At 61.2% G+C, this 1,355-nt stretch carries 1 protein-coding gene; it reads left to right on the top strand.

Features of this window, described 5'->3' with window-relative positions; all coding sequences use genetic code 11:
• The first annotated feature begins 146 nt into the window (after window positions 1-146).
• Window positions 147-1,355: an aromatic ring-hydroxylating dioxygenase subunit alpha gene (locus MESS4_RS31050; RefSeq protein WP_198292826.1), complete on the top strand. Its 1,209-nt coding sequence runs from the start codon at window positions 147-149 to the stop codon at window positions 1,353-1,355.

Genomic DNA, 1,355 nt, shown 5'->3' with positions numbered 1-1,355 from the left:
CCGCTCTGGTTTGGAACCGAAGTTTGGTTTGTGAATCTACAATGGTCAGGCTGTTGGGTGGGGCGCAGTATCGGCAGGCGGAGATGATGGCGGGCCGGACTGTGGATTGCGGGCAAGCTCGGTTAGCAAGAATGGAGGCTGCGGCGATGAATGCTCATGACAGGTCGACTTTGGAAGTTGATCCGCTCTCGGCCCACGATATCGAGAGGCTCGACCGCAGCACCAACCTTGCCGAGGGCCTGCCGGGGCGGGCCTACTATGATCCGTCCTTCTACGAGGCCGAGCGCAAGCATATCTTCGCCGCCGGCTGGGTGGGCGTCGGGTTCGCCAGCGACATCCCCAACCCCGGTGACGTCGTTCCCGTCAGCGTGGCCGGATACGAGCTCATCCTGGTGCGGCTGAAGGATGGCAGCATCAAATGCTATCACAACATCTGCCGTCACCGCGGCATGAAGCTGGTCAAGGACAAGGGTAACGTCAGGACGATCCGCTGTTCCTATCATTGCTGGACCTACGGCCTGGAAGGCAATCTTCTGGCCACGCCCGCCATCGCCGGCGTCAACCAGAACAACGCGGAGGATTTCGACCTCGCCGAGCTGTCCCTGATCGAGGTGCGCAGCGGCCAGTATTTCGACATCATCTTCGCCAACATCGACGGCAAGGCTGTCGAACTCGAGACGTTCCTGAAGCCGGTTCGTGAGCGCGTCGAAGGAACATTCGACTTCTCCCTCCTCAAGCCAGCGGATCCGGCGACGGGCCGTGGCAGCCGGGACTTCGCGGTCAACTGGAAGATCGTTCTGGAGGGAGGGATCGAAGACTACCACTTGCCCTTCGTCCACAAGGCCTTCGACCACAGCAAGGACTACACATCCGAAATCGGCGGCGAAGTCTATTCGGGCTTCTCGTCGCGGCGCTCGCTTGCCGAAGCCCAGAAGCGCTACGCCACCAAGGCCTCTGACGGCAATGCGCTGCCCTTCTTCCCTGTCATGGAGGAGACCGGCGTCGCCCACGCGGTCATCCTGTTCATCTTCCCGGCCACGATCCTGACCTGCACGCCAAGCTACGTCTCGGTGTCTCTGCAGTTGCCGCGCGGGCCTACTTTGACCCACTACACCTCCCGCACCTACTTCATCGGCGATGCGGCCACCGCACCGGAATTCAAGAAGCTGCGTGATGAAAACACCATCTACTGGAAGCAGGTTCTCGACGAGGACGACGGACCCTGGACCCAGGTCCAGGCCATGGCGCCCATCCGCGAGGAACTCAACCTGCCAAGCCGCTTCTCTCCGCACTGGGAAGTCGCCCTCCACAACTTCCAGAAAACCGTCGCCGCAAAACTCAACAGCGCGCAGTAG

Origin of the sequence: Mesorhizobium sp. STM 4661, from assembly GCF_000359125.1 — a bacterium.
Taxonomy (GTDB): domain Bacteria; phylum Pseudomonadota; class Alphaproteobacteria; order Rhizobiales; family Rhizobiaceae; genus Mesorhizobium.
The sequence above is the reverse complement of the archived record's forward strand: the minus strand, read 5'-3'. Positions and strand labels throughout refer to the sequence as shown.

What these genes read in the sequence shown, in the direction of transcription:
- MESS4_RS31050 (WP_198292826.1), top strand. Translation starts at nt 147, where the DNA reads ATGAATGCTCATGACAGGTCGACTTTGGAAGTTGATCCGCTCTCGGCC.